Here is a 26,633-nt window from a genome sequence, read left to right as displayed (position 1 = left end):
ACGCACATCATCTTGCGAGTGCGGCGCCCGGTACGTTCCGGGCGCCGGCGTGAGGGCGCGACGCAGCGATCAGTAGGGAATCTCGATCTCGGCGTTGCTGGTGGCGTCGTAGGTGTTGGCGCCGTACTCGGCGTGGTGGGTGCAGACCACGGTGATCTTGCGATAGATGCCGTAGACGAAGTTCGACTTGAAGTGCACGTCGACCAGTGCGCCGTTGCCTTCCTCGTCGTAGTCGGTGGTGTAGCCGTTGCCGATCTGGTCGTAGGCGTTGCAGCGCACGTTGATGTAGTTGGCGTCGACGCGGTCGTTGTTGGCGTTGGCGAAGCGCGAGTACGCGCGGATCTTCAGGCGCTTGCCGCCGGCCGGACGTCCGTCGGACTCGTAGCCCTGGTTCTGGATCACGCCCTGCAGCGTGTAGACCGGCGTGCTTCCGCCGCCACCACCGCCACCGCCACATTCGACGCCATTGTCGATGCCGACTTCGTTCTGGAATTGGCCCGGTTCGGTGGTGCAGGCCATCGCCAGCGGGGCGGCGAGGCTCAGTGCGAGGGTGAGGGCGGCTTTTGCGATGCGCTTGTCCATGGGTCTTGCTCTCCTGAAATCATTGCGGATGTCGGCGATGGGCGTGGCCGTGCTGCGCCATTCGCTGTCCGCAGCGCGTCGCGGCCCTGTCGATGCAGGTCCGGGCGCGGGCGGTTCGGGGCGCACGCAACCGCGCTCGCCGGCGGTGATGGCCGTGAGATCGCAGAGGCGATGGCGGATGTTCCCCCGTGCGCGCGAGACGGCCGTGGCCGTGTCGTGCGCGGTGCAGCGAAAGCACGGACGACGTCCTTCCCCGGAACGTCATCCATCAGCAGCGGTCGCGGCGCCGCTTCGACATGACGGCGCCCGCCACGGCGTTATAGCAGGGCGGACGAGGCGCACGTGCGCGGCGCGCGGCGATGTCTACGAAATCCGGCCAGCGCGGCCCGCGTCGCGTCAGGATCGGCAGCGTCGAAGCATGTGCGACTCGCGCCGCATGCTCACCTGGCCGCTGCACCCGATCCGTATCATGGCGCGTCCTTCACTGCGTCCCCTCGCATGAGCTACGCCATCGTCTGGTTCCGGCGCGACCTGCGCCTGCACGATCAACCCGCCCTGCAGGCCGCCCTGGATGCCGGGCATACGCCGGTGCCGGTGTACCTGCACAGCCCGGAGGACGAGGGCGCCTGGGCCGCCGGCGCGGCTTCGCGCAGCTGGCTGCAGCGCTCGCTGGCGGCGCTGGACGCGCAACTGCGCGCGCGCGGTTCGCGCCTGATCCTGCGCCAGGGCCCGGCCGAGACCGCCTTGCGCCAGGTGATCGCCGACTGCGGCGCGGTGGCCGTGTACTGGAACCGGCGCTACGAGCCGGCCACGCAACCGCGCGATGCGCGGCTCAAGCGCGAACTGCGCGAGCAGGGCCTGGAGGTGCACAGCCACAACAGCGCGCTGCTGTTCGAACCCTGGCAACTGGCGACGCAGCAGGGCGGCCCGTACAAGGTGTTCACCCCGTTCTGGCGCAGCGCCTTGAGCCATTGGCAGGTGCCCGCGTTGCAGGCCGCGCCGAAGACGCTGCCTGCGCCGCCCAAGGATCTGGACAGCCTGCCGCTGGAACGACTCGGTCTTGCCACGGCGCTGGCCTGGGATCGCGGCTTCTGGGAGGTCTGGCAGCCGGGCGAGGCGGGCGCGCACGAGGCGCTGGACGTGTTCGTCGACGGCGCGCTGCGCGACTATCTCGATGGCCGCGACCGCCCCGACCAGGTCGGCACCTCGCGGCTGTCGCCGCACCTGCATTTCGGCGAGATCGCGCCGTGGCGCATCGTCGCGACGCTGGAACAGCAGCGCCGCGCCGCCACCGCCGCGGCGATCGACGGCTACATTCGCCAGCTCGGCTGGCGCGATTTCGCCCACCACCTGCTGCACCATTTCCCGGACACGCCGGAGCGCAACCTCAATCCGCGCTTCGAGCGCTTCCGCTGGGCCAGGCCCGATGCGGCGACATTGCACGCCTGGCAGAGCGGACGCACCGGTGTGCCGATCGTCGATGCCGGCCTGCGCGAGCTGTGGCACACCGGCTGGATGCACAACCGCGTGCGCATGATCGTCGCCAGCTACCTGTGCAAGCACCTGCGCGTGCATTGGTCCGAAGGCGCGCGCTGGTTCTGGGACACCCTGGTCGATGCCGACCTGGCCAACAACACGCTGGGCTGGCAGTGGGTGGCCGGCACCGGCGCCGATGCCGCGCCGTATTTTCGCGTGTTCAATCCGGTGACCCAGGCGCAGAAGTTCGATCCGAAGGGCGAGTACATCGCGCGTTGGGTGCCGGAACTGGCGGCGCTGCCGGTGGCCGACCGCTTCGCGCCCTGGCAGGCGCCGCAGCGACTGGCGCACGCCGCGCCGCAGTATCCGCGGCAGCCGATCGTGGACCTGGCTGCCGGCCGCGATGCGGCGCTGGCCGCCTATCGCGAGACCGCCGCCGGCTGAGCACGGGCGCCGTATTGCGCGGCGCAGCACAGCCGCTGGCGCGATTGACGCCCTTCGCGGGGCCATGATTCACTCCGGGCTCGGACAGGAGCCCGCATGGCCACCAGCTCAGCTCGCCGCAAGCCGCAGCGCGAACCGATGTCGCGCGTGGACACCGCCTGGTTGCGGATGGACCGGCCGACCAATCCGATGATGATCACCGGCGTGCTGATGTTCGACGAGCCGCTGACCCTGCCTGCGCTCAAGCAACTGGTGCGCAAGCGCTTCCTGGCCTTCCCGCGCTTCCTGCAGAAGCCGGTGGAGACCGCCACCGGCGCCTACTGGCAGCGCGACGACGATTTCGATCTGGACTGGCACGTGCGCCTGTCGGCCTTGCCCGGGCGCGGGCAGAAGAAGGCGCTGGAGCGCTTCGCCGGGCAGATGGCGTCCACGCCCTTGGACAAGACCAAGCCGCTGTGGCAGTTCCACCTCATCGAACGCTACGAAGGCGGCTCGGCGCTGGTGGCGCGGATCCACCACAGCTATGCCGACGGCATCGCGCTGGTGCAGGTGCTGCTGTCGCTGACCGATACCCAGCGCACCCCGGAGCCGTCGGCGCAGCTCGGGCGCGCCTGGCTCAAGGACGACGGCAAGGAGGTGGTGCGCCGGGTCGGTGCGGTGGACCGCTACCTCAAGCTCGGCGGGCGCATGCTCGACAAGGGCCGGGCGATGGCGCAGGACCCAAACCTGCCGCAGATGCTGGCGCGCGAAGGCGGGCTGATCGGCCGCGAACTGGTCAATGCGCTGTTGCTGGCCGACGATCCGCCGACGCTGCTGCGCGGCCGTCTCGGCGTCAGCAAGCGCGTGGCCTGGGCCGAGCCGCTGGACCTGGACGAGGTCAAGGCGGTGGGCCGCGCCTGCGACTGCACGGTCAACGACGTGCTGATGGCGACCATGGCCGGCGCCCTGCGCGACTACATGCTCGAACGCGGCGAACGCCTGGACGGGGTGACCCTGCGCGCCACCGTGCCGGTCAACCTGCGCCCGCTGGAGCACGCGCGCAAGCTCGGCAACCACTTCGGCCTGGTGTTCCTGGACCTGCCGGTGGGCGAGGCCAACCCGGTGCGGCGGCTGCAGTGCGTGGCCGAGTCGATGCAGCAGCTCAAGCAGTCGCGCCAGGCGATGGTGGTGTTCGGCCTGCTGGCGGCGGTGGGCATGGCGCCGGCGGCGCTGCAGTCGGCGGCGCTGGACCTGTTCAGTCGCAAGGCCACTACCGTGGCGACCAACGTGCCGGGCCCGCAGCAACCGCTGTACCTGGCCGGCAGCCGCGTGCGCGAGATGATGTTCTGGGTGCCGCAGACCGGCTCGATCGGCGTCGGCGTGTCGATCATGAGCTACAACCACCGCGTGCATTTCGGCTTGATCGGCGATGCGCGGCTGATTCCCGATCCGGACGCGGTGATGCGCCGGGTCGGCGCCGAGTTCGAAAAGCTGCTGTACCTGGCGCTGATGGGCGATTGGGAGCAGCCGCTGCGCGCGGCCGACGCCGAAGACCTGCTGCCGTCTTCCTGAACCGGGCACATCGCGTGCCGGGCTGCGTTCATCCGCGCCTCGCGTGGCCCTGTTTATGCTGCGGCCACGTCAAACCAGGTTCGGAGAGAACATGATGAAAACGACCACCCTTCGCGGCGTGTCCGTGGCCCTGGCCAGTGCGCTGGTGCTGTCCGCCTGCGCCACCGGCGGCTCCTACGTGCAGCGCGACCAATACGGCAATCCCACCGAGCAGCAGAACCGCACCGGCCGCGGCGCGCTGATCGGCACCGCGGTCGGCGTCGCCGCCGGCCTGCTCAGCGGCAGCAGCGCCACCGAGCGCCGCCAGCACGCGATGATCGGCGCCGGCATCGGCGCGCTCAGCGGCGCGGCGATCGGCAACTACCAGGATCGGCAGGAGCGCGCGCTGCGCGAGCGCACCGCCAACACCGGCATCGACGTGCGCCGCGACGGCGACAACATCACCTTGAACCTGCCCGACGGCATCACCTTCGACTTCAACCAGTCCACGCTCAAGCCGCAGTTCTATTCGGCGCTCAACGGCGTGGCCCAGACCCTGGGCGAATACAACCAGACCATGATCGAGGTGGTCGGGCACACCGACAGCATCGGCAGCGATGCGGTCAACCAGCGCCTGTCCGAACAGCGCGCGTCCTCGGTGGCCGCCTACCTGACCGCGCAGGGCGTGCAGCCCGAGCGCATCCAGACCCTGGGCGCGGGAAAGAAGTACCCGATCGCCGACAACAGCACCGAGGCCGGTCGCGCGCAGAACCGCCGCGTGGAGATCCGCGTGGTGCCGCTGCGCGCCTCGGCCGGCTGACCGATCCGCCGACCGCAACGACGAACGGGCCGCACTGCGGCCCGTTCGCGTTTCTGCGCTGCTGCTGCGACGCGTTGTGCGCGGCGCGGCTCAGACCAGCGCCGCGTCCTCTTCGTCCTCGGCTTCCGCTTCCAGTGCCGCGTCCGCAGGAACGGGCACCGGCGCGGCGGCCACGCGCGGCAGGCTGGTCAGCGACTGCGTGTTCATCGCCACGCCGCTGCACAGGGTGAACTCGGCGCCGTCCTCGGCCTGCTGTGTGGCCAGCTTGGCCGGGCACTGCGCCATCATGTAGCTGACGTCGAAGTTGAGCTTGTCGACCAGGAAGTCGACGAAGGCGCGCACCTTCGGCGAGAGCATGCGCCCGCCCGGGAACACCGCGTTGAAGTCCAGGTCCGGCCCGACCCAGCCGCCGAGCACGCGCCGCGCCTTGCCGGCCTCGATCAGCGGCTTGATCGTCGCATCGCTGGCCAGCACCAGGCCTTCGCCGCAGACCAGGCCGCCGATCAGCGCCGCCGAATCGTTGGCCAGCAGGATCGGCTGGACCAGGAATTCGCCGCTCTGCTTGCCGTTGCGCAGAGGCCAGCACAGCCGGTTGCCGCCGCCGCGGCCGTTGCTCAGCGCCAGCGTGCGGTGGTGCTGCAGATCGTCCGGATGCAGCGGTTCGCCGTGGCGCTCGATGTAATACGGGCTGGCGAAGACCTGGGTGCGGAAGGTGGCGAGCTTGCGCGCGACCATGGTCGAATCCGGCAGCGTGCCCATGTGCAGGGCCACGTCCACGCCTTCGGCGATCGGGTCGACCTTGTCGCTGGTCATGATCATCTCCAGCCGCACTTCCGGGTGCTGGCGGTGGAACTCGCCCAGGATCGGCGCCACCCAGGAAATGCCGGCCGAGTAGGGCACGCTGAAGCGCAGCCAGCCGCGCGGGCCGGCCTGCAGCTGGCCCACCGCGCTCTCGGCTTCCTCCAGTTCGCGGGCGATGCGCTGGCAATGCTCGTGGTAGACCGCGCCGGCCTCGGTCAGCCCGAGCCGGCGCGTGGTCCGGTGCAGCAGGCGCGCGCCCAGCCGCGCCTCCAGGTCCTGCACCTTGCGGCTGACGGTGGTCTTGGGCAGGCCGAGGGCATTGGCCGCGGCGATGAAGCTGCCTTGCTCGACCACCTTGACGAAGATCAGGGTGTCGTTCAGATCGTGGCTCATGACGGTTCCTTGGGGTGGAGATGATTGGACCGATAGCGGGACGATTATTCCCCTTAATTCGGACTAATCAAGTGCGGCTTTGGCGCCTAATTTGTCCGCATTCGCCATCACCGACGAGCTTTGCCCATGTCGATGCGCACTCTGTTCCAGTTTTTCGCCTGCCCCGATCGCCAGCTGCGGCGCCGTTCCGCGCCGGTGGCGCCGGCGCAATCCCTTTACCCGAAAGCGTTTCGCGAGTTCACGCCGCCGCCGCGGCGGCAGGGCGGCAGCAGCCTGCGCCTGGGCGCGTCCGGTCATGACCGCTTGGGTCGGATCGCGATTGTCCCGTCCGCGGGAGGAAAAGTCCCGTGAGCGGGATGTTGACCCCCGAGGTCCTGGTCCTCGGGGGCAGCGGCACGGTCGGGCAGGGCGTGGTCCAGGCCCTGCTGGAAGCGGGCAGCCCGGTGCTGGCGGTGGCGCGCGACCGCGCCCGCCTGGACGCGCTGCGCGATCGCCACCGCGACGAACCCGGGCTGGACGTGCTGTGCGGCTCGGTCGGCACCGACGCGGCGGCCGCGGCCCTGGTCGCCGAGATCGCGCAGCGGCCGCGGCCGCTGGCCGCGGTGGTCGCCGCCCTGGGCAGCCCGCTGCGGCCGGGGCGCCTGCTGGAGCGGCCGCTGGGCGCATTGCGCAAGCGCCTGGATGCCGATTTGCTGCCGCACCTGGCCGCGGCCCGGCATCTGCTGCCGCTGCTGGCGCAGCACGAGCGCGGCGCGCGCTACGTGCTGCTCGGCAGTCCCTGCGCGCTGCGCGCCTGGTCCGGGCACGGCGACAGTTCGGTCGCGGCCTCCGCGATCCGCATGCTCGCGCAGGTGCTGCACGAGGAAGCCAAGCCGCTGGGCGTGCACGTGCACCTGCTGTCGCTGTCCGAGCCGGTGTGCCGCAGCGACGACGCCATCGGCGACTGCCCGGAGTGGTTCACCACCCTCGGCGTCGGCCGTGCCGTGGTCCACCTGCTCGCCGATCCGCAGCGGCCCGACCGCGCCCTGGTCGAGATCGACCGCCGCCACTTCACCCAGCCGCGCAGCGCCTTGCTCACCCCCTTGCCGTTTTCCTTCTCCACCCACGAGGTCTCTCCATGAATCCGATTCCGATGCCGTCGCGCCTGCTGCCGGGCGCCTTGCGCCCGCTGGCGGTGGCGCTGCTGGTCGCCACGCTCGCCGCCTGCGGCGGCAAGGCCAACGAACAGGGCGCGCCGCCGCCGCCGAGCGTGGGCGTGGCGCCTGCGCTGCAGAAGCAGATCAGTCAGTGGGACGAGTTCAGTGGCCGCGTCGAGGCGGTCGAGCACGTCGACCTGCGCCCGCGCGTGTCCGGCTACATCGACAAGGTCAATTACGTCGAAGGGCAGGAGGTGAAGAAGGGCGATGTGCTGTTCACCATCGACGCGCGCAGCTACCGCGCCGACCTGGCCCGCGCCGAGGCCGACCTGGCGCGCGCACGCACCCAGGCCAAGCTCAGCGCCAGCGAGGCCGCGCGGGCCAAGACCCTGTCCGAACAGCAGGCCATCTCCACCGAGAGCTGGGAGCAGCGGCGCGCCGCGGCCGAGCAGGCGCAGGCCGACGTGCTGGCCGCGCAGGCGGCGGTGGACAGCGCACGCCTGAACCTGGAATGGACCCAGGTGCGTGCGCCGATCGCCGGTCGCGCCGGCCGCGCGATGGTCACCGCCGGCAACCTGGTCAGCGCCGGCGACAGCGCCAGCGTGCTGACCACGCTGGTGTCGCTGGACAAGGTGCACGTGTACTTCGACGCCGACGAAGGCACCTTCCTGCGCTATGCGCAGATGGCGCGCGACGGCCAGCGCCCGAGCGAGCGCGACGGCAGCCTGCCGGTGCAGGTCGGCCTGGTCGGCGAGGACGGCTATCCGCATGCCGGCAAGGTCGATTTCCTCGACAACCAACTGGTGCGCAGCACCGGCACCATCCACGTGCGCGCGCTGCTGGACAACGCCGACCGCCGCTTCACCCCCGGCCTGTTCGCGCGGGTGCGGCTGCTCGGCAGCGGCCGCTTCGACGCGGTGCTGATCGACGACCGCGCGGTGCTCACCGACCAGGATCGCAAGTACGTCTACGTGGTCGACAAGGACGGCAAGGCGCAGCGGCGCGACGTGCAGCTCGGCCGCAGCGCCGATGGCCTGCGCATCGTGCAGAGCGGCTTGTCCGCCGGCGACAAGGTCATCGTCGACGGCGTGCAGAAGGTGTTCATGCCCGGCATGCCGGTGCAGGCCAAGCCGATCGCGCAGACCGCGTCGCCTGCCGCACCGCGCCAGGCCGTCGCCCTCGACTGAGTCGCGGGCGCCGACGCAGTACCGGCCGGGTCATGACCTGCCGGCCGCGCCCGCCGGGCCCGTGATGGCCCGGCGTCGCCACCGGCATGCCTGCGTCCGCGCCCGGCCCTCCGTTTCATCCGTTTCCAGGACCACCACCCATGGACTTTTCCAGATTCTTCATCGACCGGCCGATCTTCGCCGCCGTGCTGTCGATCGTCATCTTCGCCGCGGGCCTGATCGCCATCCCGCTGCTGCCCATCGGCGAATACCCGGACGTGGTGCCGCCTTCGGTGGTGGTGCGCACGGTGTATCCGGGCGCCAACCCCAAGGTCATCGCCGAGACCGTCGCCACGCCGCTGGAGGAAGCGATCAACGGCGTGGAGAACATGATGTACATCAAGTCGGTCGCCGGTTCCGACGGCGTGCTGCAGATGACCGTGACCTTCCGCCCGGGCACCGATCCGGACGATGCCGCGGTCAAGGTGCAGAACCGCGTGGCGCAGGCGCAGGCGCGCCTGCCCGAGGACGTGCGCCGGCAGGGCGTGACCACGCAGAAGCAGTCGCCGACCTTCCTGATGGTGGTGCACCTGACCTCGCCTAAGGGCAAGTACGACACCCTGTACCTGCGCAACTACGCGCGCCTGCACGTCAAGGACGCGCTGGCGCGGATCCAGGGCGTGGGCGATGCGCAGGTGTTCGGCGGCGGCGACTATGCGATGCGCGCCTGGCTGGACCCGGAGCGGGTGGCCTCCCGCGGGCTCACCGCCAGCGACGTGGTCGCGGCGATGCGCGAGCAGAACGTGCAGGTCTCCGCCGGCCAGCTCGGCGCCGAGCCGATGCCGGAGAGCAAGTTCCTGACCCTGATCAACGCGCAGGGCCGCCTGCGTACCGAACAGGAGTTCGGCGACATCGTGCTCAAGGTCGGCGCCGACGGCCAGACCGTGCGCCTGTCCGACGTCGCCCGCCTGCAGCTGGGCGCCGGCGACTACACCCTGCGTGCGCAGCTGGACGGCAAGAACGCGGTCGGCATCGGCATCTTCCAGGCGCCCGGCGCCAATGCGCTGCAGATCCGCGACCAGGTCATCGCCAAGATGGACGAGTTGACCAAGCAGTTCCCCGGCGACGTGAAGTACGAGGCGGTGTACGACACCACCATCTTCGTGCGCGACTCGATCAGCGCGGTGGTCCACACCCTGCTGGAGGCGGTGTTGCTGGTGGTGCTGGTGGTGATCCTGTTCCTGCAGACCTGGCGTGCCTCGATCATTCCGCTGATCGCGGTGCCGGTGTCGGTGGTCGGCACCTTCGCCGCGCTGTATCTGCTGGGCTTCTCGATCAACACGCTGACCCTGTTCGGGTTGGTGCTGGCGATCGGCATCGTGGTCGACGATGCGATCGTGGTGGTGGAGAACGTGGAGCGCAACATCGAGGAGGGGCTGACCCCGCTGGCGGCCGCCCACCAGGCCATGCGCGAGGTGTCCGGCCCGATCATCGCGATCGCGCTGGTGCTGTGCGCCGTGTTCGTGCCGATGGCGTTCCTGTCCGGGGTCACTGGGCAGTTCTACAAGCAGTTCGCGGTGACCATCGCCATTTCGACGGTGATCTCGGCGATCAACTCGCTGACCCTGTCGCCGGCGCTGGCCGCGCGCCTGCTGCAAGGCCACGATGCGCCCAAGGACCGCCTGTCGCGCGGCATGGAGCGGCTGTTCGGCGGCTGGCTGTTCCGTCCGTTCAACCGCTTCTTCCACCGTAGCTCCGACCGCTACCAAGGCGCGGTGTCGCGCATCCTCGGCCGCCGCGGCGCGGTGTTCGCGGTGTACGTGGCGCTGCTGCTGGTGACCGGACTGATGTTCAAGGCGGTGCCGGGCGGCTTCATCCCGACCCAGGACAAGATGTACCTGATCGCCGGTGTGAAGCTGCCGGAAGGCGCCTCGATCGAGCGCACCGATGCGATGCTGCGCAAGGTCGCCACCATCGCCATGCAGACCGACGGCGTGGCGCATGCGATCTCGTTCCCGGGCCTCAACGCGCTGCAGTTCACCAACACGCCCAACACCGGCGTGGTGTTCCTGCCGCTGAAGCCGTTCGCCGAGCGCCACCGCAGCGCGCTGGAGATCAATGCCGAGATCAACCAGCGCATCTCGCAACTGGGCGAGGGCATGTCGTTCGCCTTCATGCCGCCGCCGATCCTCGGCCTGGGCAACGGCAACGGCTACCAGCTGTTCATCGAGGACCGCGCCAACCTCGGCTACGGCGCGCTGCAGAACGCGGTCAGCACCATGCAGGGCGCGGTGGCGCAGACCCCGGGCATGAGCTTCCCGATCGGCACCTACCAGGCCAATGTGCCGCAGCTCGACGCCGAGGTCGACCGGGTCAAGGCCAAGGCCCAGGGCGTGGCCCTGACCGATCTGTTCGACACCTTGCAGACCTACCTGGGCTCGACCTACGTCAACGACTTCAACCAGTTCGGCCGCACCTGGCAGGTGATCGCCCAGGCCGATGCGCCGTTCCGCGAGAGCGTGGAGGACATCGCCCGGCTGCGCACCCGCAATGCGCAGGGCGAGATGGTGCCGATCGGCTCGATGGTGACGATCAAGCAGACCTACGGCCCGGACCCGGTGCTGCGCTACAACGGCTATCCGGCCGCCGACCTGGCCGGCGAAGCGGATGCGCGATCGCTGTCCTCGGCCGAGGCGATGGCCAAGATCACCCAGATCGCCAAGCAGGTGCTGCCCAACGGCATGGAAATCGAGTGGACCGACCTGAGCTACCAGCAGGCCACCCAGGGCAATGCGGCGCTGGTGGTGTTCCCGCTGGCGGTGCTGCTGGCGTTCCTGGTGCTGGCCGCGCTGTACGAGAGCTGGACGCTGCCACTGGCGGTGATCCTGATCGTGCCGATGACCCTGCTGTCGGCGCTGTTCGGGGTGTGGTTGAGCGGCGGCGACAACAACGTGTTCGTGCAGGTCGGCCTGGTGGTGCTGATGGGCCTGGCGTGCAAGAACGCGATCCTGATCGTCGAGTTCGCCCGCGAACTGGAACTGCAGGGCAAGGGCATCGTCGAATCGGCGCTGCAGGCCTGCCGCCTGCGCCTGCGCCCGATCGTGATGACCTCCATCGCCTTCATCGCCGGCACGGTGCCGCTGGTGTTCTCGCATGGCGCGGGCGCGGAAGTGCGCTCTGCCACCGGCATCACCGTGTTCGCCGGCATGCTGGGCGTGACCCTGTTCGGTCTGTTCCTCACCCCCGTGTTCTATGTCGCCCTGCGCAAGCTGGCCGGACGGCCGCTGGTCTCGCATGCGCCGGCCCATGCCGACGCGCCGGCGCACGGCTGATCCTTTTCCCATCCTTTTCAGGAGTTTCGCAATGAACGCAGCACACAAGATCGCCCTGGTCACCGGCGCCACCCGCGGCATCGGCCTGCACACCGTGCGGCAACTGGCCGAAGCCGGCGTGCACACCCTGCTGGCCGGGCGCGACGCGACCCGCGCCAGCGCCGCGGCCCTGGAACTGCAGGGCGAGGGCCTGCCGGTGGAGCCGCTGACCTTGGACGTCACCGACGCCGCCAGCATCGCCGCCGCGGTGGAGACGGTGCGCGCACGCCATGGGCGGCTGGACATCCTGGTCAACAACGCCGGCATCCTGCGCGACGACCTGCGCCTGAGCGTGTCGCAGCAGAGCCTGGAGACCTGGCGCGAGACCTTCGACACCAACCTGTTCGGCCTGATCGCGGTCACCCAGGCGTTCCTGCCGCTGCTGCGCGAAGCGCCGGCCGCGCGCATCGTCAACGTCTCCAGCGTGCTCGGTTCGCTGGCGCTGCACAGCCAGCCCGGGTCGCCGATCTACGACTTCAAGGTGCCGGCCTACAACGTGTCCAAGAGCGCGGTGAATGCCTGGACCATCCAGTTGGCCTACGAACTGCGCGAGACCCCGATCAAGGTCAACACCATCCACCCCGGCTACGTGAAGACCGACATGAACGCGGGCGAGGGCGAGCTGGAGGTGGCCGACGGCGCGCGCAGCAGCGTGATGATGGCGCTGCTCGACGCCGACGGCCCGACCGGCAGCTACACCCATGTCGGACAGGTGCTGCCATGGTGATCCGTCCCCTCTTCGGCGCACTGGCGCTGGCGCTGCTCAGTGCCTGCGCCAGCGTCGGCCCCGACTACCACGCACCGGCGCAGCCGCCGGTGGCCCTGCAGGGCGCCGCGTCGCCGGTGTTCGCGACCGACTCGCCGGTCGCCTCCTGGTGGGCGCAGTTCGACGACCCGGTGCTGGAACAGCTGGTGCACGACGGCCTGGTCGCCAACCTGGACCTGCGCCTCGCCCTGGCGCGCGTGCACGAAGCGCGCGCGGTCTTCGCCGAGCAGCGCCTGGACCAGGCGCCGCATGTCACCGCCGGCGGCGACTACACCCGCGGCAAGGCCCCGGACGCGGACGCCGGCGGCGCGCGCGTGCTCACCGAAAGCTACCGGCTGGGCTTCGATGCCGGCTGGGAGCTGGACCTGTTCGGGCGCCAGCGCCGCGCCAGCGAAGCGGCGCGTGCGAACCTGGAAGCCGAACAGGCCGGCCTGGCCGACGCCCAGGTCACCGTGGCCGCGGAGGTGGCACGCAACTACTTCGCCCTGCGCGGCACGCAGAAGCGCATCGCCCTGGCGCGGACCACGCTGGACAACCTGCGCGACACCCAGCGGCTGACCGAGACCCGTTGGCGACTGGGCGCCGGCAGCGAACTGGACGTGCAGAGCAGCCGCGCGCGGCTGAAGGCGATCGAGGCCGACATCCCGCTGCTGGAAGTCGATGCCGCACAGGCGCGGCACCGGCTGGCGGTGCTGCTGGGCAAGCCGCCGGGCGCGCTCGATGCACTGCTGGCGCCGCAGCCGACCCCGGCCTATGCACGGGCCTTGCCGCTGGGCGATACCACGCAGTTGCTGCGCCGGCGTCCGGACGTGCGCATCGCCGAACGCCGTCTGGCGGCGGCGACCGCGCGCGTCGGCGTGGCCACCGCCGACCTGTTCCCGCGGATCAGTCTGTCCGGTTTCGTCGGCTTCCTGTCCGGCGATGCCGGCGCCTTGCTGCACGGCCGCAGCAAGGCCTGGTCGCTGACCCCGTCGATCCAGTGGGCGGCATTCGACATCGGCAGCGTGCGGGCACGCCTGCGCGCGAGCGAGGCGCAGGCCGACGGTGCCGCGGCCGACTACGAGAAGGCCGTGCTCGGCGCACTGGAGGACACCGAGAACGCCTTGACCGCCTATGCCCACGAACAGGCACGGCTGGCGATCGTGGCCGAACAGACGCAGGCGGCGCAGCGTGCCGAGGCGTTGGCCCAGATCCGGTACCGCGAAGGCTCGGAGGATTTCCTGACCCTGCTCGATGCGCAGCGCACGCAACTGACCGCGGAGGCGGCCCTGGCCGACGCCGAAGCGGCGGTGAACATCGGCGTGGTGCGGGTGTACAAGGCGCTTGGTGGTTGGGGGCAGGACGCGGGCACTGAGGCTGGCAGGGATGTCGCGACCACCGCGGTGGCGGCGTCTGCGGTGCAGGCGCGCTGACCGGCAGGCCGCGAAGACCGCGGTGCGGGCCGACTGCACGCACCGTGGCCTTCTCGGCACCTCACTTCATCTGCTTTTTGTCAGCATCAGGCCGGTGCGGGTTTGCGTAGGAGCGGCTTCAGCCGCGACGGGCGTTCCCGGTGCAGCCCGTCGCGGCTGCATGACGGGCGACTCCCCCAATGGCTTGCGGCGAACCCTGCGGGTGCACTGTGGGAGGGACTTCAGTCCCGACGCATTGCGCCATCGGAACGCACACCACTTCGCCAGGCATGACAGTCGATGCCCACAGGATGCCTCCCGTCATCAGCGCCCCCCTGGGGACGGCGACCGGACCGAAGACCAGCAGGGCACGCGGCAGATCGCTGCGGGTGCTGGACACTCAGTCCTGCGCCACGTCCTCGGCGATCACATAACGGTCGCGACCGTTGTTCTTGGCCTGGTACAGCGCGGTGTCGGCGCGCGAGAACCAGTCGTGCCACTGCACCTCGTCGCACAGCATCGCCGCGCCCAGCGACACGGTGATGGTGCCATTGGGGCCGCGCAGCGCAGAGCGGGTGGCATCGTGCAGGCGCCTGGCGAAGGCGGAGAGCTCGGTCGCGGACTGCAGCCGTGCCACCACCACGAACTCCTCGCCGCCGAACCGGAACACCTCGTCCGGCGCACGTACCTGCGCGCGCAGCAGCGCAGCCAGCTCGGCCAGCACCCGGTCGCCCTCGGCATGGCCGTAGAGGTCGTTGACCTCCTTGAAGTGATCGATGTCGAGCACGATCAGTCCGTGTCGGCGGGTCGCGCGGCGCGGATCGGCCACTCGTTGCGACAGGCTGCGCTCGAGCATGCGACGGTTCGGCAGCCCGGTCAGCGAATCGTGCGACGCCAGTTGCTCCAGTTGCACGCGATCGCCTTCCACCCGTAACGCGAGCATGTAGCCCAGCCCGGTGATCAGCAACGACACCGAGATCATCGAGAAGAAGTGCTCGGCACCCAGAGTGCTCGGGGTCACCACCAGCAGCACCGCGATCAGCGTGGCATTGCAGGCCAGCGCGACATGGCGCGTCACCACGAAGAAATTGCTCATCATCACCAGGTACAGCCACGGCACCGCGGCGTGGCGCAGTGCATGGCAGGCCAGGGCGCTGCCCAGCAACCAGCTCAGCGACAGCAGCGGATCCATGCGGCCGTCGCCACGGTGCAGCGCCAGCCAGGTCGCCAGCGCGGCCAAGCCGGCCAGCGCGGCGCCGGCCAGGGCGGTCAACGGCGCGCCGATCGCCATCTGATAGACGGCGAACAGCAGCAGCACCCCGGCCGTGGACGGACCGAGTGCCTTGATGATGCCGAGCCGGAAGTGCCGACGCAGGGTCAATCCGGCGCTCACGGGGCTGGACTCCGGAGCGGCGCACGGCCCATTGCGGGCAGGCTTGCGAGGGCGGGCAACGAGCATGGCGACGTCAGGATGGCGGAGAGGCGTTGCGGTGGCAGAGGCAAGTTCCATGCCTGAGGTTCTTTTGTGGTGAATATCCCGAAGCTGACCGGGGCGCAGCGGGATTGCCGACACGCACGGCATCACGACGACGTCGCATTGGCGGAGGGATCGGCGTCGCGCCGATCAACCTGCGCCACGCGGCAGACGTTGTCTGGCGGTGGGTAGGGCGGCGCTGATGCGAGGACGCTCGCGCCTGCCTCTGACCCGCGGGAGAAGGTGGCGCGCAGAACCGGATGAGGGCACGGGCGAAGCGGGGCGCTAGCCGGGCAAACCGTACTGTCGTCGCGTGGGGGCGGCGCGGTGCGCAAATGGACGCAGCGCTGCCCTGACGGGGCTATCTCAGCACCGCTACCGTCGCCGGCACAATGGGATGAGCAAGATGCGCCTGCCAGGAGGCGGGTTACGCTTCGCTGCCGTCGATGGCCTTCAGGCCCTTCTGGCTGAGTGCGAGATCGCCGTCCTCGCCTTGCGCCGCGTAGTTCTCGCGCACCGCCCAGGTCGCCTCGGCTTCGCTGACCGGGGTGGTGGCATGGATGTCCTGCAGGATGCGCAGTTGTTCCTGGGTCAATGGCATGGCGGATGTCCGAAGCGTGGAGGGCTCCTCACCGTACAGGCTGGTGGTGACGGGCATGTCTGTTCGTTACCGCAATGCGCAATCACACCACCGCCGTGACGCGATCGTGGCGATCGCTGGATGGGTAAGTGGGCTCTCGTCGCACGCCCTCGACGCCGCCGACATCATTTCGCAACGCCTCAAGGACGCCGGCGTAACGGGCGCCCACGCATGATGCGCCTACCAGCTGTGCGGCCGGGGCGATGCCTGGGGCTGCTTCAAGGATGCAGGCATCCGCGGCTGGACCAAATTCGCGCTCCGGCAGGTATCTGGCTTGCCGGTGCGTTTGCGTGTAGGTGGCGTCGGGGAGCAGGCTTTAGCTTCATTGGCCTTATTGCCGGCCCATCAGTGCGCAGCGAGGGGAAGACTGTTGAGCTCTGCGCGCGCTTCCCGCCAATGTCGGAAATGTTCATCAAGCAGTGCGATAAAACACTCGTCGTGGGTTGGTGCGATGAGGTGCGCCATTTCGTGGGCCACCACATATTCAAGCAGGTGCCGCGGTTTTTTCACCAGTTCCGTATTCAAGCGAATATGGCCGCGTGCATGGTTGCAGCTACCCCAGCGGGTCTTCATGCGCTGCAGGTAATACCCGCGCACCTTGACGCCGAGCCGAAGCTCCCATTTGTCGATGAGATCCGGCAGCACGGCATGCAACTGCGCCTTGTGCCATGCGTGCATCACTTCCGCGCGTTTTACCGCGTCGGCACCGGGGCGAACCATGAGCGTGATGCGTTTGTGGTCGAGTCGGATTCCGGGCCTGGCATCCACGTATTGCACGTCGAGCAGGTAGCGACGTCCCCAAAGACTGTGGCTTTCCCGGGTGATATGACGGCGCGGGGTCTCACGTGCCTGTGCGCGAAACTCGGCCTGCTGTTTCCGGATCCAGCCGAGCCGGGTGATGGCATAGGCACGAAGCACATCCATGCGCGACCGCGTTGGTGCGACAAGCGTAACCCTACCTTCCGGGGGATGCACTGTCAGGTGCACGTGCTTTACGTCCTTGCGTGTCACCACGATCTCGATCTCACCGATGTGCAGCGTGTCCATCAGCGGTAGCCAGCCTGGTTCCTGATCAGGTCAAACAGCTTGAGCATGGCATCACGGTTGCCGGCGACCACGGCAAGCAGGGCGCGTTGCACGGCGCGCTCCTTGATGGTGTCACCCTTCCAATCGGCAGGTACGTCCGTACGCATGATGCGGTCGATTTTCACAGCCATGCTGATCAGCTCGCTCCCGTGCAGGGTGCGATCATCAGTAATATGCGCGGCATCGATTGGCTTGGCTAGAATGTCCGGAAGGTTGCGGTAGATCACGCTGACCTCGGGTTTGTCCCGCAACGCCTCAGGCACCTCCTCGCTACCGGTCGCATGCACCGCCAGCTTATTTGCCAATGCTTCGGCCTGCTTCAAGAATTCCTCGTAGCTTTTGGCATCGGCACGCGCCTGCTTGATCAGCTCATCCAGCAGGCTCGACATTTCCTTGAAGAAGCGAGGATCGGTCAGGCGCTCCTGGATGATTGCCTTGCGCATGTTGTTGATGATGCCCTCGGCCACCGCCTTGTTGCTGGAGCCTTTGGCATTGAGTTTCTGTGCGATGGCATCGTGGATGCCGCTCTTGACGATCAGGTCCACCAGCGACAGGTCGCCCATGTCACCCACGCCACGTGCTTCCTCGGCGCGCACGTAGCGGTTGAGTAGGTCGCGCATGTCCCCTTCGAAGGGCTTGATGTCGAACTCCTCGCCGGAATGGTTCTTGATGGCCGCGCGCATGTCGGCGTAGAAGGCCACTTCCCGCTCCAGCCGGACGATCGTGGTCTCATCATAGCCGGCGCTCGGCAACTCGCTGCCAATGTCGGCCCAGGCCCGTACGAATGCCGTCACCAGCTTGTAGAAGGAAATACGCAGCGGCTCGGTCTGCTCCAGCACCTCGGCGTCCTGTGCTTGGCCGCAGAAATAGGCGATGAACTGCTCCAGGTCGCGCGGCGCCAGTACCGGTTCGCATAGGTGCAGCAGCGCCTCGCGGCTTTCCTCCAACTTCTTTACGCCTTCGGTGATCCAGTTCTTCAGGGTGACATTGCCATCCTGTCCATCCTTGCTATCCACCGCCAATTGATCGGAGCTGTAAACCGAAATGGCCTCCTCCACCTTGCCGAACAACTCCTTGAAATCGACGATGTAGCCGAAATCCTTGTCGTCGCCATCGAGGCGATTGGTACGGCAGATCGCCTGGAACAGGTCGTGGTCGCGCAGGTTGCGATCCAGGTAAATGTAGGTGCAGCTGGGCGCGTCGAAGCCGGTCAATAGTTTGCTGACCACGATCAGCAGCTTGCAGTTGGCCGGTTCGTCTCTGAAGCGCCGCTTCATCTCGGTTTCGTATTTGTCGATACTGTTGAAATCCTTGAGCACCCAATCTCGGTAGGTATCGTACTTGTAGCGATAATCGCTGCCCGCGGGTTCCTTCGAATACCGGCTCTTGTCCTGCTCGAAGGAGGTGATGATGCCGACATACCCGCTGAAATTGGTGTTCTGAAACAGGCGGAAATAGTGGCAGGCGTCGTAGATCTCGTCGGCGACCAGGATCGCGGTGCCACGCCCGTCGCTCAGGCGGCGGCGCGTGTCGAAGTCCTCCAGGATGCTGCCGATGATGCGGTCCTTGCGCTCGCCCGAGCTGAGCAGCTCCTCCATCGTGGCCCAACGCTTGCGCAGTGCGGCCTTCTGGAAGTTGTTGAGACGCTTGGTCTTGTTGGCGAAGTACTCTTCGATCTTCTTCTGGTTACCTAGCCTCTGCGGCACCTCGCGCGCCTCGTACTTCAGGTCCAGCACCACCTTGTCGGCAACGGCCTCGGGGAACTTGTAGGTGTGGATGTAGGTGCCGAATACCGCGTGCGTGGTCTGCTTGTCCTTGCGCAGCAGCGGCGTGCCCGTAAAGCCGATGAAGATCGCATCCCTCAGCCATCGCTTCATCTGCTTGTTCATGTCGCCCCCCTGAGTCCGATGGGCTTCGTCCACAAACACATAAAAGCGCCCATATGCCGATGGTGGCAGGCCGCTGAGGTTGGTGGTGTCGAACTTGTGGATCAGCGCGCATAGCAACCGTGGTGTGGTTGCGCCCAGCCTGGACAGAAGGTCGGCGCGGGAAGTCACTCTGGTGGAATCCAGTCCTGAGTTCTTCAATACCTTCGTGATCTGGTCATCCAACTCGTCGCGGTCGGTAATGACAAGGATGCGCGCGGTCGGGTCGTCCTCCAGCAGCCATTTGGCCAGCAACACCATCAGGATGCTCTTGCCGCTGCCCTGCGTGTGCCAGATCACGCCGCCTTCGCGTTTGCGGGTACGTTCCTGCGCAGCCTTGATGCCGGCGTACTGGTGCTGCCTCGGCACCTTTTTGATGCCCGCGTCGAAGATCACGAAGTGGTAGAGAAAATCCAGCAGCCGCGCCTTGTCGAACATTTGCGCAAGCGGGCGGTCCAGCAGTACACCGGCTTCCCCAGCGGCCAGGCCAGCCTCGTCCTTCCACTGCACATAGAATTCCTCCCGGCTGCTCACGGTGCCGTAATACAGACCTTGCGCGTCGTTACCGGCCAGCAGCAGCTGCACCGTGCTGAAGAAGCCCTGGTTGAATTGCTTTTCCTGGTTGCTGATCAACTGGCGGATGCCCTCCGCCTTGTCCTTGCTGCTGCGCTTGAGCTCGATCACGGCAATGGCGATGCCGTTGATGTACAGCACGATGTCGGGGCGACGATCGAAGCCGCCACGCACGGTGACTTCCTCGGCCAGCGCAAAGTCGTTGTTGTCCGGATTGGACCAGTCGACGAAGTGGACCTTCAGCGTCTGCTCGCCCAGCGCGGTCTGCACATCGGCGCCATAGCGCAGCAGGCCGTAAGTCTTGAAGTTGGCGTCGTACAGGGTGTTGCCGCTGATCTCCGCAGCGGCTTGCAGCTGGCGCAAGGCCGCTGAAACCTGCGCATCGGTGTACCCGCGTCGCTTGAGGTTGGTGGCTAGGTACTCTGGCTCGATGCAGCGATTGCCTTCGCGTTTGCTCCAGTCGCCGAGGCTCGCGTAACCGAGACAGTCCGCACGCGACCGGTCGGTGAACAGCTTGGTCACACGGTTCTGGGTGGTGCGTTCGGCACGGGGAAGGTTAGACATGGGCGGCGGCCTCCAGCCTTGCCGGTGACCAGATGACTTCGGCCAGCGCCATCAATAGCAAGCCACGCTTGCCCTGTTCGACCTTGGTGAAATCGGCATAGGCTTCGAATGGCAGCTGGTGGGTGTCCTTGAACTGCCGGAACTGCGGCTGGTGCTGATAGATCGCATCGCTCAGGCTGGCTGCGTAGAAGTTCTGCTGCGCGTAGGTCTTGCGCTTGTCGCCGAACGGCTTGGCTTTCAGGCTGCGGTTGACATCCTGCGGCAGCAGCAGCAACGAAGCGACATTGTTGCGGACGTCCTCGAACTCCTGTTCGTTGGCGAACAGGTCCGCGTACATGGCGAAATCGTCGGCGAAGATGTGTTCGATGTCGTACGGATTCTTCGTTGCACGGTCCATCAAGGATGGAAAGTTGTCGCCGCGCCCGGAGTGCACCTCGGTGAAGGCCGTGACCCGCGCCAGCAGGTGGTAGATGTATGACTTGCTGTGCTGGTTCAGCCCGAAGCCAGCGAGTCCTTTGCGCCACTTCTGGGCCGCGCTGCCCTGCACGGTCACCTCGTCATTGGCCAGTTCGTTGCTCAGCAGTTGCACCAGTTCGTGGAGGGACTGGCGGCGAATCTTCCGGTTCAGCAGATGCATCGCGTAGTAGATCGACGAATAGCCGGTACGGATGTTGTTGACCTTGCGCCGCATCATCCAGATATCCAGGTATGTCGCCGTCACGGCCAGCTTGCGGCGAACGGTCGCCGGATCGTCCGATTCAACCAGCGGCGCCAACAGCACGGTGTTCTGCAGCGTCAGGCCGTTGCGTGCGTTGTAGTAGATGGATTCAAGCCCGGGGGTGTAAGCCGCGCTGGCTTTCTGGACCAGCAGCCAGGCCCTGGCGAAGAAGCGGAAGCTGTCCTTGACGAAGGCGATATTGGCCTCAGCCTTGCCCAGCCCCAGCCGGGTGTGGTTGTCGCGAACCCAGCGATGGAACATGCTGCCCACCAGCTCCCAGTCCCTCTCGGTGGCGTTGGCAACGCGCTCGCGGATGCTTTCGGCGTATTGGGCACGCAGCCAGTCGCGCATGAATTCGCCGTCGCGATCGTGCTGGTGCTCCTGGTCCACCGTGATCAGCTCCAGCACCTGGTTGCGCCAGGCCATGTTCACCTCGGACCGTGAGGCGGCATCGGTGATCGGGGCCAGCAGGTAGGCCTTGAGCATGTCCATCGGGCCCAGTGGTTTGCCGCGGTCGTTCATCGATTCGAAGATGACGTTGGCGTAGGCATCGTTGTCGGTGGCGATCTCGATCAGGCCGACCTTGCGCATCAACCAGTAGATGAAGTGCGGCAGCCCTTCGCCCAGTTCGTCCACCAACCCACTGGCCTCTATCTCCTGGTAGCGGGCGTACATGGTCTGGATGGATTCATCCTTGTCGTTCGGCACGAAAGGCTTGCCTTCGTACAGCGCACGGATGATGTCCAGGCGCTCGGGGATATCCAGGTTGAACTTGGTCACGCCCATGTCGTCGCTGTGGATCAGCGGCGCCATGGTGGCGGCGACCCCCAGTTGCTTCTCGCTGGCGGCACGATACAGATGGATCAACAGCAGGGTCAGCGAGGTCGTGCGTTGCTGGCCATCCACCAGATAGTTCTTGCCGTTGCGCTGGCTGACGATGATCGAGCCGAGGAAGTACTCGCCATAACCATTGACTGCACTGGTCTCGTGGCCAGGCTGGTAGTGGGCGAAAAACTTGGCCTGCAGGTCGTTCAGCAGGTCCTCGATGTTCTTCTTCTCCCACTTGTACTCGCGCTGGTACTCGTCAATGGCAAACGAACGGCCCTGCAGCAGCTGCTGGATGGTCCGGTAATGCGGTGTGATGGCCGACATGGCTTCCCCTGTTTCCTTTTTTATTCAGACCAGTCGGATACGGCCGGTCAGCAGTGCCTGCATCATGCCTTGCTTGAGCTGCGCGGTTTTGGCGCGTTGGGCTTCGAGCGCAATGATTTCAGCGTCCATTTCGTTCAACGCCTCCGCGATGGCAATTTGCTCATCAGGGCCAGGAAGCATCACTTCTGCGGATGAGATATGCGCCATGTTAGTGGCATACACTTTTGTTCCCGATGCGAGGCGGCAAAGGTGCTCGCGGAACGATGGGATCATTTGCAAGTAGGCTTTATAGCCATCAACTAGAACGCCCTTATCGAAGCGGACAGCGATTGTGTGCATCCCTGCTACCACTTCAAGCCCTTCGACATTCCGAAGTTCGATAGCCTTTGCGACACCATCCAAGTCTTCGGACGCATCCGCAAAGACGACGTCTCCGTCCTGGAGTCTGTCCAGTCGTTTGGCCTTTACTTCAGGCAGGAAGGGCATTGCGACAGCTTTTGGATCGAGCAGCACGTTACTGGCGCTGTGGATATCTCCATAGTGCAAGTATCTCACTTTGCCGTCGCTCATAAGTTCGGCGCGTGGGTTGGCACCGTTGTTCAGGAATTTCAGATGGTCACCGAGGAGCCGTGCCTCCCACTTTCCACTGAACCCCGGCAGGCGGCGCTTGCCGGTGAGTAGTTCCTGCGTCGCGCCTTGTTTAATGGCGCGCTTTTTGGCGATAAGCGCGTTCTGCGCGGCCCAAAGCGTATCGACATCGCCGAGAGCGTTGGCAATCGCGGATTGTTCGAACCTGTCCGTCGGGATGGGAAGCTTGATCCTTCCCAAAGCACTGCGTGAAATTCTCTTATGTGTTGTCCCGCCGACACTCTCAGCAACGGATTCAAACCAATCTGAAGTCGAAAAATATTGATTTAGGTATCTCCGATCAAATTTCGCTGGGTCGGGTCGAAAGATACTTACATCAACGGAAGTTATAATCCTTTTGTCTCCGATTTCGGGAAGAATGCAGGCACGACCAGCAGGCTCTGCCAAGCGGCAGATCAATAGATCGCCGACCTCAAGGGATTTGCATTTTAGGGAGGTAAAAGAATCTTCGAATATATACTTCTTGACGTCCTTTTCAACGTAACAGCCAATGCCGATATTGCCGGTCTGAATCAACCTTATGCCGTCGTCAGTGATGTGCCGGGCTTCAACCCAGTCCCCATCATCGAACCGCGCCTTCTGCTTGTCTGCGAGCTCAAAAAGCGAAAGTTCTTGCCACCCGTTGGGAATGCCTGAGGTCACTTCCACGCAAACCCCATCTTTGCGAGATGTCCGGCCACCTTTCCTTCCAGCTCCGACACAATAGCCGCCAACTGCGGCAGTGGTGCTTCATAGCGCTCGGCCAGCTCCTTCACCCTCCGGGTCAGGACCTGTGATACGCGTTCCACCTCGCCGTGTACGGCGGCCGACAGCGTAGCCAGCCACTTGTCGTCCACCACCAGGGTCTGGATGTCAGCAACCGATAGCGTTGAGTATTTGGCCAACGCCTTGGCATCCAGTTCTTCGTCCAGCGTCTTGAGCCGCTTCTTCGCCTCGGCCGCCGTCTCCGCCAACGCCAACCACTGCTTCAGTACCGCAAGCTCCTCGGCGGCTTCCACGTCCTTGCCGATTTCCCGGATACGATCCTTCACCTGCGCGGTGGTGATCCTGTCGAACCCGGCGAAGGCCATGTCCTCGCCGCTGTGTTCTTCTTCCAGCGCTTCCAGCGCGCTGCTGGCGCTGTCCAGCGCGGCGCTGGCCTCATCGAGCGCTTTCTGTTCGGCTGCGAAGTAACGCGCCACAACCAGCGATTTGGGTACCAGCTCGCAGGTCCAGCCCTTGTCCTTGCGCTGGCCTTTCTTGTTGGTCTCGATGATGCGTTCGGGTTCCGCCTTCCAGCCGTCGGCAGATAGCAGGTAGGCATCGTCCTGTAGGGTCTGCGCCCAGTAATCCATCAGGTGCTGGTAGATGGCATAAGCATCGAGCAGCGGCGCCTTGGCGTAGGCGGCCAGCAGGCTTTCGGAAACCTCGTGGATGAACTGCTTGGGATGGCTGCCCTGGCCGAAGCCAACCAACTTGGGCCTGATCGCCTGCTCCCAGTCGGCATGTAGGCCAGCCACCTTGGCCTGGAAGGCCTTGAACTCGGCATGGCCGAGGATGGCCGGCTTCACCTCCGAATGCCGCAGCTTCACTTGCAGGTAGCCGGGGCGGCCCGCATCCTCGAACAAGGCATTACGCAACGCGGGCATCTTTTCCCAGTACTTGGCCAATGCATCCACGTCGCGCTGCGGGATGCCGCCGAGCAGATGGCCTTCGATGTCTTGCAGGTCCTCTGCGGCGCTGCTATCGATGTAGCGGGGAAGATTGAGGTTGTAGTCGTTCTTCTTGCCGCGGATTTCTTCGAAACCGACCAAGCGCGCGTAGCCCGGTACGTCCTGTTTCTTGCGGAAGGTATCGACGATGCGGTGGATGTCCTGCTCGCGCAGGCGGTTCTTGTTGCCGTCCTTCAAGAATCCCTTGCTGGCATCAATCATGAAGATGCCGCGACGGGCGGTCGCATTTTCCTTGTCCAGTACCAGGATGCAGGCCGGGATGCCTGTGCCGTAGAACAGATTGGCCGGCAGCCCGATGACACCGGCCAGGTAGCCGCTGTCCACCAATTGGCGGCGGATGGCGGCCTCGGCATTGCCGCGGAACAGCACGCCGTGCGGTAGGATGCAGGCGCCCTTGCCGCTGGCCTTGAGGCTACGGATGATGTGCAGCAGGTAGGCGTAGTCGCCCTGCTTGGCTGGTGGCACGCCCCAGGCAAAGCGCTGGAAGGGATCGCTATCGGGCGTAAGTCCTGTGCTCCAGGCCTTGTCCGAAAAGGGCGGATTCGCCACTACGTAGTCGAAGGTCCTGAGCCGCGGGCCGTCCTTGAACTTTGGGGCGGCCAGGGTATTGCCCGACTGCACGGACGCATCCGGGAAGTCGTGCAGGATCATGTTCATGCGCGCCAGGCCGGCGGTGGTGGCCGAGATCTCCTGGCCGTAGAGAGTGATCTTGTTGACCGCTTCAGCGGCTACCTTCAGCAGTAGCGAGCCGGAGCCGCACGTCGGGTCATAAGCTGTGGTCTGGCGATTGGTGTTGTGCGGGCCGATCCCGATCAACTGGGCAATGGTGCGGCTGACTTCGGCAGGCGTGTAGAACTGGCCCTTGCTCTTGCCCGAATCCTGGGCGAAGTGGCGCATCAGGTATTCGTAGGCGTCGCCGAGGATGTCGTCGTGCTCGGCCCGGTTGTCGGAGAAGTCCAGCGCCGGGTCTTCGAAGATGGCGACCAGATTGGTCAGCTTTTCCTGGCGCTCCTTGCCTTCTCCCAGCTTCTTGGGGTCGTTGAAGTCAGGGAAGTCGCTTTGCGAAAGGCTGCTGCTGTTGGCCTCGATCAGTGGCTGGATGACTTGGGTGTTGATGCACTCACCGATGTCCGGCTTGCCCTTGAGGGCTTTCATGTCAGCAAAGCTGGCACCAGCTGGGATCACCAGCGGCGCGAGGTCGTCGCCAGCGTACTTGTCGCTGATGTACTTGATGAACAGCATGAACAGGACATAGTCCTTGTACTCGGACGGCTCCATGCCGCCGCGCAGCTCGTCGCAGCTGGCCCAGAGTGAGGAATAGAGATCAGATTTTTTGATGGGCATAGCTAATTAAGGCTGGAATGCAAAGCCCGCCCTGAGTGGGCGGGTCGGTTTGATGCAACGCGTCGGTTCAGGCCTTCACCGACGCAAGCGCGGGCGCCAAGGATGCTATGTCGAACTGTTTTTCGCCATCCCGGGCATGCTGGGTGGTCGTCAGTGATCTGTAAGGATGTTCTTGGGCAGAAGACAAAGAAAAACCCCCGATTTCTCGGGGGTTTTGGGCCTTTCCGGTACCTCGCGGTACCTTTTATATGGTGGAGGTGGGCGGAATCGAACCGCCGTCCGAAGGCACTCCATCCCCGGCACTACATGCTTAGCTCATCGTTGGATCTCGCCCCGGAACAGCACGATGTGCGAAGCGCATCCCGGGACCAGCCTGCTTGATTTAGCCAATGGCTGACAGGCAGCCACCACCGGCGATTCCGTGATAATGACCCTACGTCGCGAGCACGGACACAAGCGATTTCGGGGCTAGGCCTTAAGCGGCCAGTGCGTAGTTGTCGTCGTTGGCAACTATAAGTTTGCGGCTGGATTTACGAGGAAAGCTGCCCCCTCGGCATGCGCCAAGCGATTTTGCAACCCCCGTCGAAACCAGTGCACCCCCGGGGACAACGTCAAACGCTGACCTGCACAGTGTAGGGATCGGGGGGGCCAGTCACAAGTCTTGAGACAGGCCCCGCTTAAGCTGGCTTCACTGCGACGCCGGCCCTGTCACGCCGCCGTCCCCCAGGCATTCCCCCAGGCATGGAGCAGCGCAATGGCAAGCAGACAGCCGCGTGGCCGCAGCAGCGGGCGTGCGCCCAAGGCACCCGTCACGTCCTCGACTTCCACGCCCGGCAAGGCGCCGGCCAAGGCGCAGGCGAGATCTGCCGCCAAGCCGGCAGCAACAACGCGCAAGACGCCAGCGAGTGGCGCGCGTGCTGC

General features: G+C 66.0%; 18 protein-coding genes and 1 other RNA gene. 9 read left to right on the top strand and 10 right to left on the bottom strand.

Annotation, left to right across the window (positions count from 1 at the left end; genetic code table 11):
- Positions 1 to 69: 69 nt before the first annotated feature.
- Positions 70 to 582, bottom strand: coding sequence for a hypothetical protein (locus tag PIQ37_RS01180; RefSeq protein ID WP_342072043.1), 513 nt, complete (start codon positions 580 to 582; stop codon positions 70 to 72).
- A 498-nt stretch (positions 583 to 1,080) separates the two neighbouring features.
- On the opposite strand from PIQ37_RS01180, the gene PIQ37_RS01175 reads away from it, so the two are divergent.
- The 3 genes from PIQ37_RS01175 to PIQ37_RS01165 all read left to right on the top strand — a co-directional run bounded on the left by PIQ37_RS01175 (position 1,081) and on the right by PIQ37_RS01165 (position 4,852).
- Entirely contained in the window at positions 1,081 to 2,502 is a 1,422-nt protein-coding gene (locus PIQ37_RS01175; RefSeq protein ID WP_342072042.1) for a cryptochrome/photolyase family protein, read from the top strand.
- Positions 2,503 to 2,598: 96 nt separating this feature from the next.
- Positions 2,599 to 4,053 carry a WS/DGAT/MGAT family O-acyltransferase gene (locus PIQ37_RS01170; protein ID WP_017909015.1) on the top strand — a complete coding sequence of 485 codons (1,455 nt, stop codon included), beginning with the start codon at positions 2,599 to 2,601 and terminating at the stop codon, positions 4,051 to 4,053.
- 94 nt (positions 4,054 to 4,147) lie between these two features.
- Complete coding sequence (locus PIQ37_RS01165; RefSeq protein WP_026143200.1) at positions 4,148 to 4,852, top strand: OmpA family protein; 705 nt, start codon at positions 4,148 to 4,150, stop codon at positions 4,850 to 4,852.
- A 90-nt stretch (positions 4,853 to 4,942) separates the two neighbouring features.
- Here PIQ37_RS01165 and PIQ37_RS01160 read toward each other — a convergent pair whose 3' ends face one another.
- Positions 4,943 to 6,046, bottom strand: coding sequence for a LysR family transcriptional regulator (locus PIQ37_RS01160; protein WP_342072041.1), 1,104 nt, complete (start codon positions 6,044 to 6,046; stop codon positions 4,943 to 4,945).
- Positions 6,047 to 6,172: 126 nt separating this feature from the next.
- Between PIQ37_RS01160 and PIQ37_RS01155 the strand changes: the two genes are divergently transcribed.
- The 6 genes from PIQ37_RS01155 to PIQ37_RS01130 all read left to right on the top strand — a co-directional run bounded on the left by PIQ37_RS01155 (position 6,173) and on the right by PIQ37_RS01130 (position 13,897).
- Positions 6,173 to 6,397 carry a hypothetical protein gene (locus tag PIQ37_RS01155; protein ID WP_342072040.1) on the top strand — a complete coding sequence of 75 codons (225 nt, stop codon included), beginning with the start codon at positions 6,173 to 6,175 and terminating at the stop codon, positions 6,395 to 6,397.
- Entirely contained in the window at positions 6,394 to 7,167 is a 774-nt protein-coding gene (locus PIQ37_RS01150) for an SDR family oxidoreductase (RefSeq protein ID WP_342072039.1), read from the top strand. The genes PIQ37_RS01155 and PIQ37_RS01150 overlap by 4 nt, the downstream gene beginning before the upstream one ends.
- An 11-nt stretch (positions 7,168 to 7,178) precedes the next feature.
- Entirely contained in the window at positions 7,179 to 8,369 is a 1,191-nt protein-coding gene (locus PIQ37_RS01145) for an efflux RND transporter periplasmic adaptor subunit (protein WP_407136457.1), read from the top strand.
- Between the two features lie 140 nt (positions 8,370 to 8,509).
- Positions 8,510 to 11,680: an efflux RND transporter permease subunit gene (locus PIQ37_RS01140; RefSeq protein WP_342072038.1), complete on the top strand. Its 3,171-nt coding sequence runs from the start codon at positions 8,510 to 8,512 to the stop codon at positions 11,678 to 11,680.
- 31 nt (positions 11,681 to 11,711) lie between these two features.
- A complete protein-coding gene (locus PIQ37_RS01135) occupies positions 11,712 to 12,446 on the top strand; it encodes an SDR family oxidoreductase (protein ID WP_342072037.1) in 735 nt (244 codons plus the stop codon).
- Positions 12,440 to 13,897, top strand: coding sequence for an efflux transporter outer membrane subunit (locus PIQ37_RS01130; RefSeq protein WP_342072036.1), 1,458 nt, complete (start codon positions 12,440 to 12,442; stop codon positions 13,895 to 13,897). The genes PIQ37_RS01135 and PIQ37_RS01130 overlap by 7 nt, the downstream gene beginning before the upstream one ends.
- Positions 13,898 to 14,276: 379 nt before the next feature.
- Here PIQ37_RS01130 and PIQ37_RS01125 read toward each other — a convergent pair whose 3' ends face one another.
- From PIQ37_RS01125 to ssrA, 8 genes are all read right to left on the bottom strand, one after another.
- Complete coding sequence (locus PIQ37_RS01125) at positions 14,277 to 15,269, bottom strand: GGDEF domain-containing protein (protein WP_342072035.1); 993 nt, start codon at positions 15,267 to 15,269, stop codon at positions 14,277 to 14,279.
- 508 nt (positions 15,270 to 15,777) lie between these two features.
- Positions 15,778 to 15,951: a hypothetical protein gene (locus tag PIQ37_RS01120; RefSeq protein WP_342072034.1), complete on the bottom strand. Its 174-nt coding sequence runs from the start codon at positions 15,949 to 15,951 to the stop codon at positions 15,778 to 15,780.
- A gap of 384 nt (positions 15,952 to 16,335) precedes the next feature.
- The gene (locus PIQ37_RS01115; protein ID WP_342072033.1) at positions 16,336 to 17,037 is read right to left on the bottom strand and encodes a M48 family metallopeptidase; all 702 of its coding nucleotides are present in this window, start codon (positions 17,035 to 17,037) and stop codon (positions 16,336 to 16,338) included.
- Positions 17,037 to 20,138, bottom strand: a complete 3,102-nt coding sequence (locus tag PIQ37_RS01110; RefSeq protein ID WP_342072032.1) for a type I restriction endonuclease subunit R — start codon at positions 20,136 to 20,138, stop codon at positions 17,037 to 17,039. The genes PIQ37_RS01115 and PIQ37_RS01110 overlap by 1 nt, the downstream gene beginning before the upstream one ends.
- Positions 20,131 to 22,008: a DUF262 domain-containing protein gene (locus tag PIQ37_RS01105; protein ID WP_342072031.1), complete on the bottom strand. Its 1,878-nt coding sequence runs from the start codon at positions 22,006 to 22,008 to the stop codon at positions 20,131 to 20,133. The genes PIQ37_RS01110 and PIQ37_RS01105 overlap by 8 nt, the downstream gene beginning before the upstream one ends.
- Before the next feature lie 24 nt (positions 22,009 to 22,032).
- Positions 22,033 to 23,304, bottom strand: coding sequence for a restriction endonuclease subunit S (locus PIQ37_RS01100; RefSeq protein WP_342072030.1), 1,272 nt, complete (start codon positions 23,302 to 23,304; stop codon positions 22,033 to 22,035).
- On the bottom strand, positions 23,295 to 25,712 hold the full coding sequence (locus PIQ37_RS01095) for a type I restriction-modification system subunit M (protein WP_342072029.1): 2,418 nt from the start codon (positions 25,710 to 25,712) through the stop codon (positions 23,295 to 23,297). Before PIQ37_RS01095 ends, PIQ37_RS01100 begins: the two co-directional genes overlap by 10 nt.
- 249 nt (positions 25,713 to 25,961) lie before the next feature.
- Positions 25,962 to 26,313: a transfer-messenger RNA gene (gene ssrA / locus PIQ37_RS01090) on the bottom strand.
- Positions 26,314 to 26,633 lie beyond the last annotated feature (320 nt).

The organism is Xanthomonas protegens, assembly GCF_038442435.1.
In the GTDB taxonomy this organism is placed as follows: domain Bacteria; phylum Pseudomonadota; class Gammaproteobacteria; order Xanthomonadales; family Xanthomonadaceae; genus Xanthomonas_A; species Xanthomonas_A sontii.
Note: the sequence above shows the minus strand (reverse complement) of the source record. Positions and strands in the feature narration are given on the sequence as shown.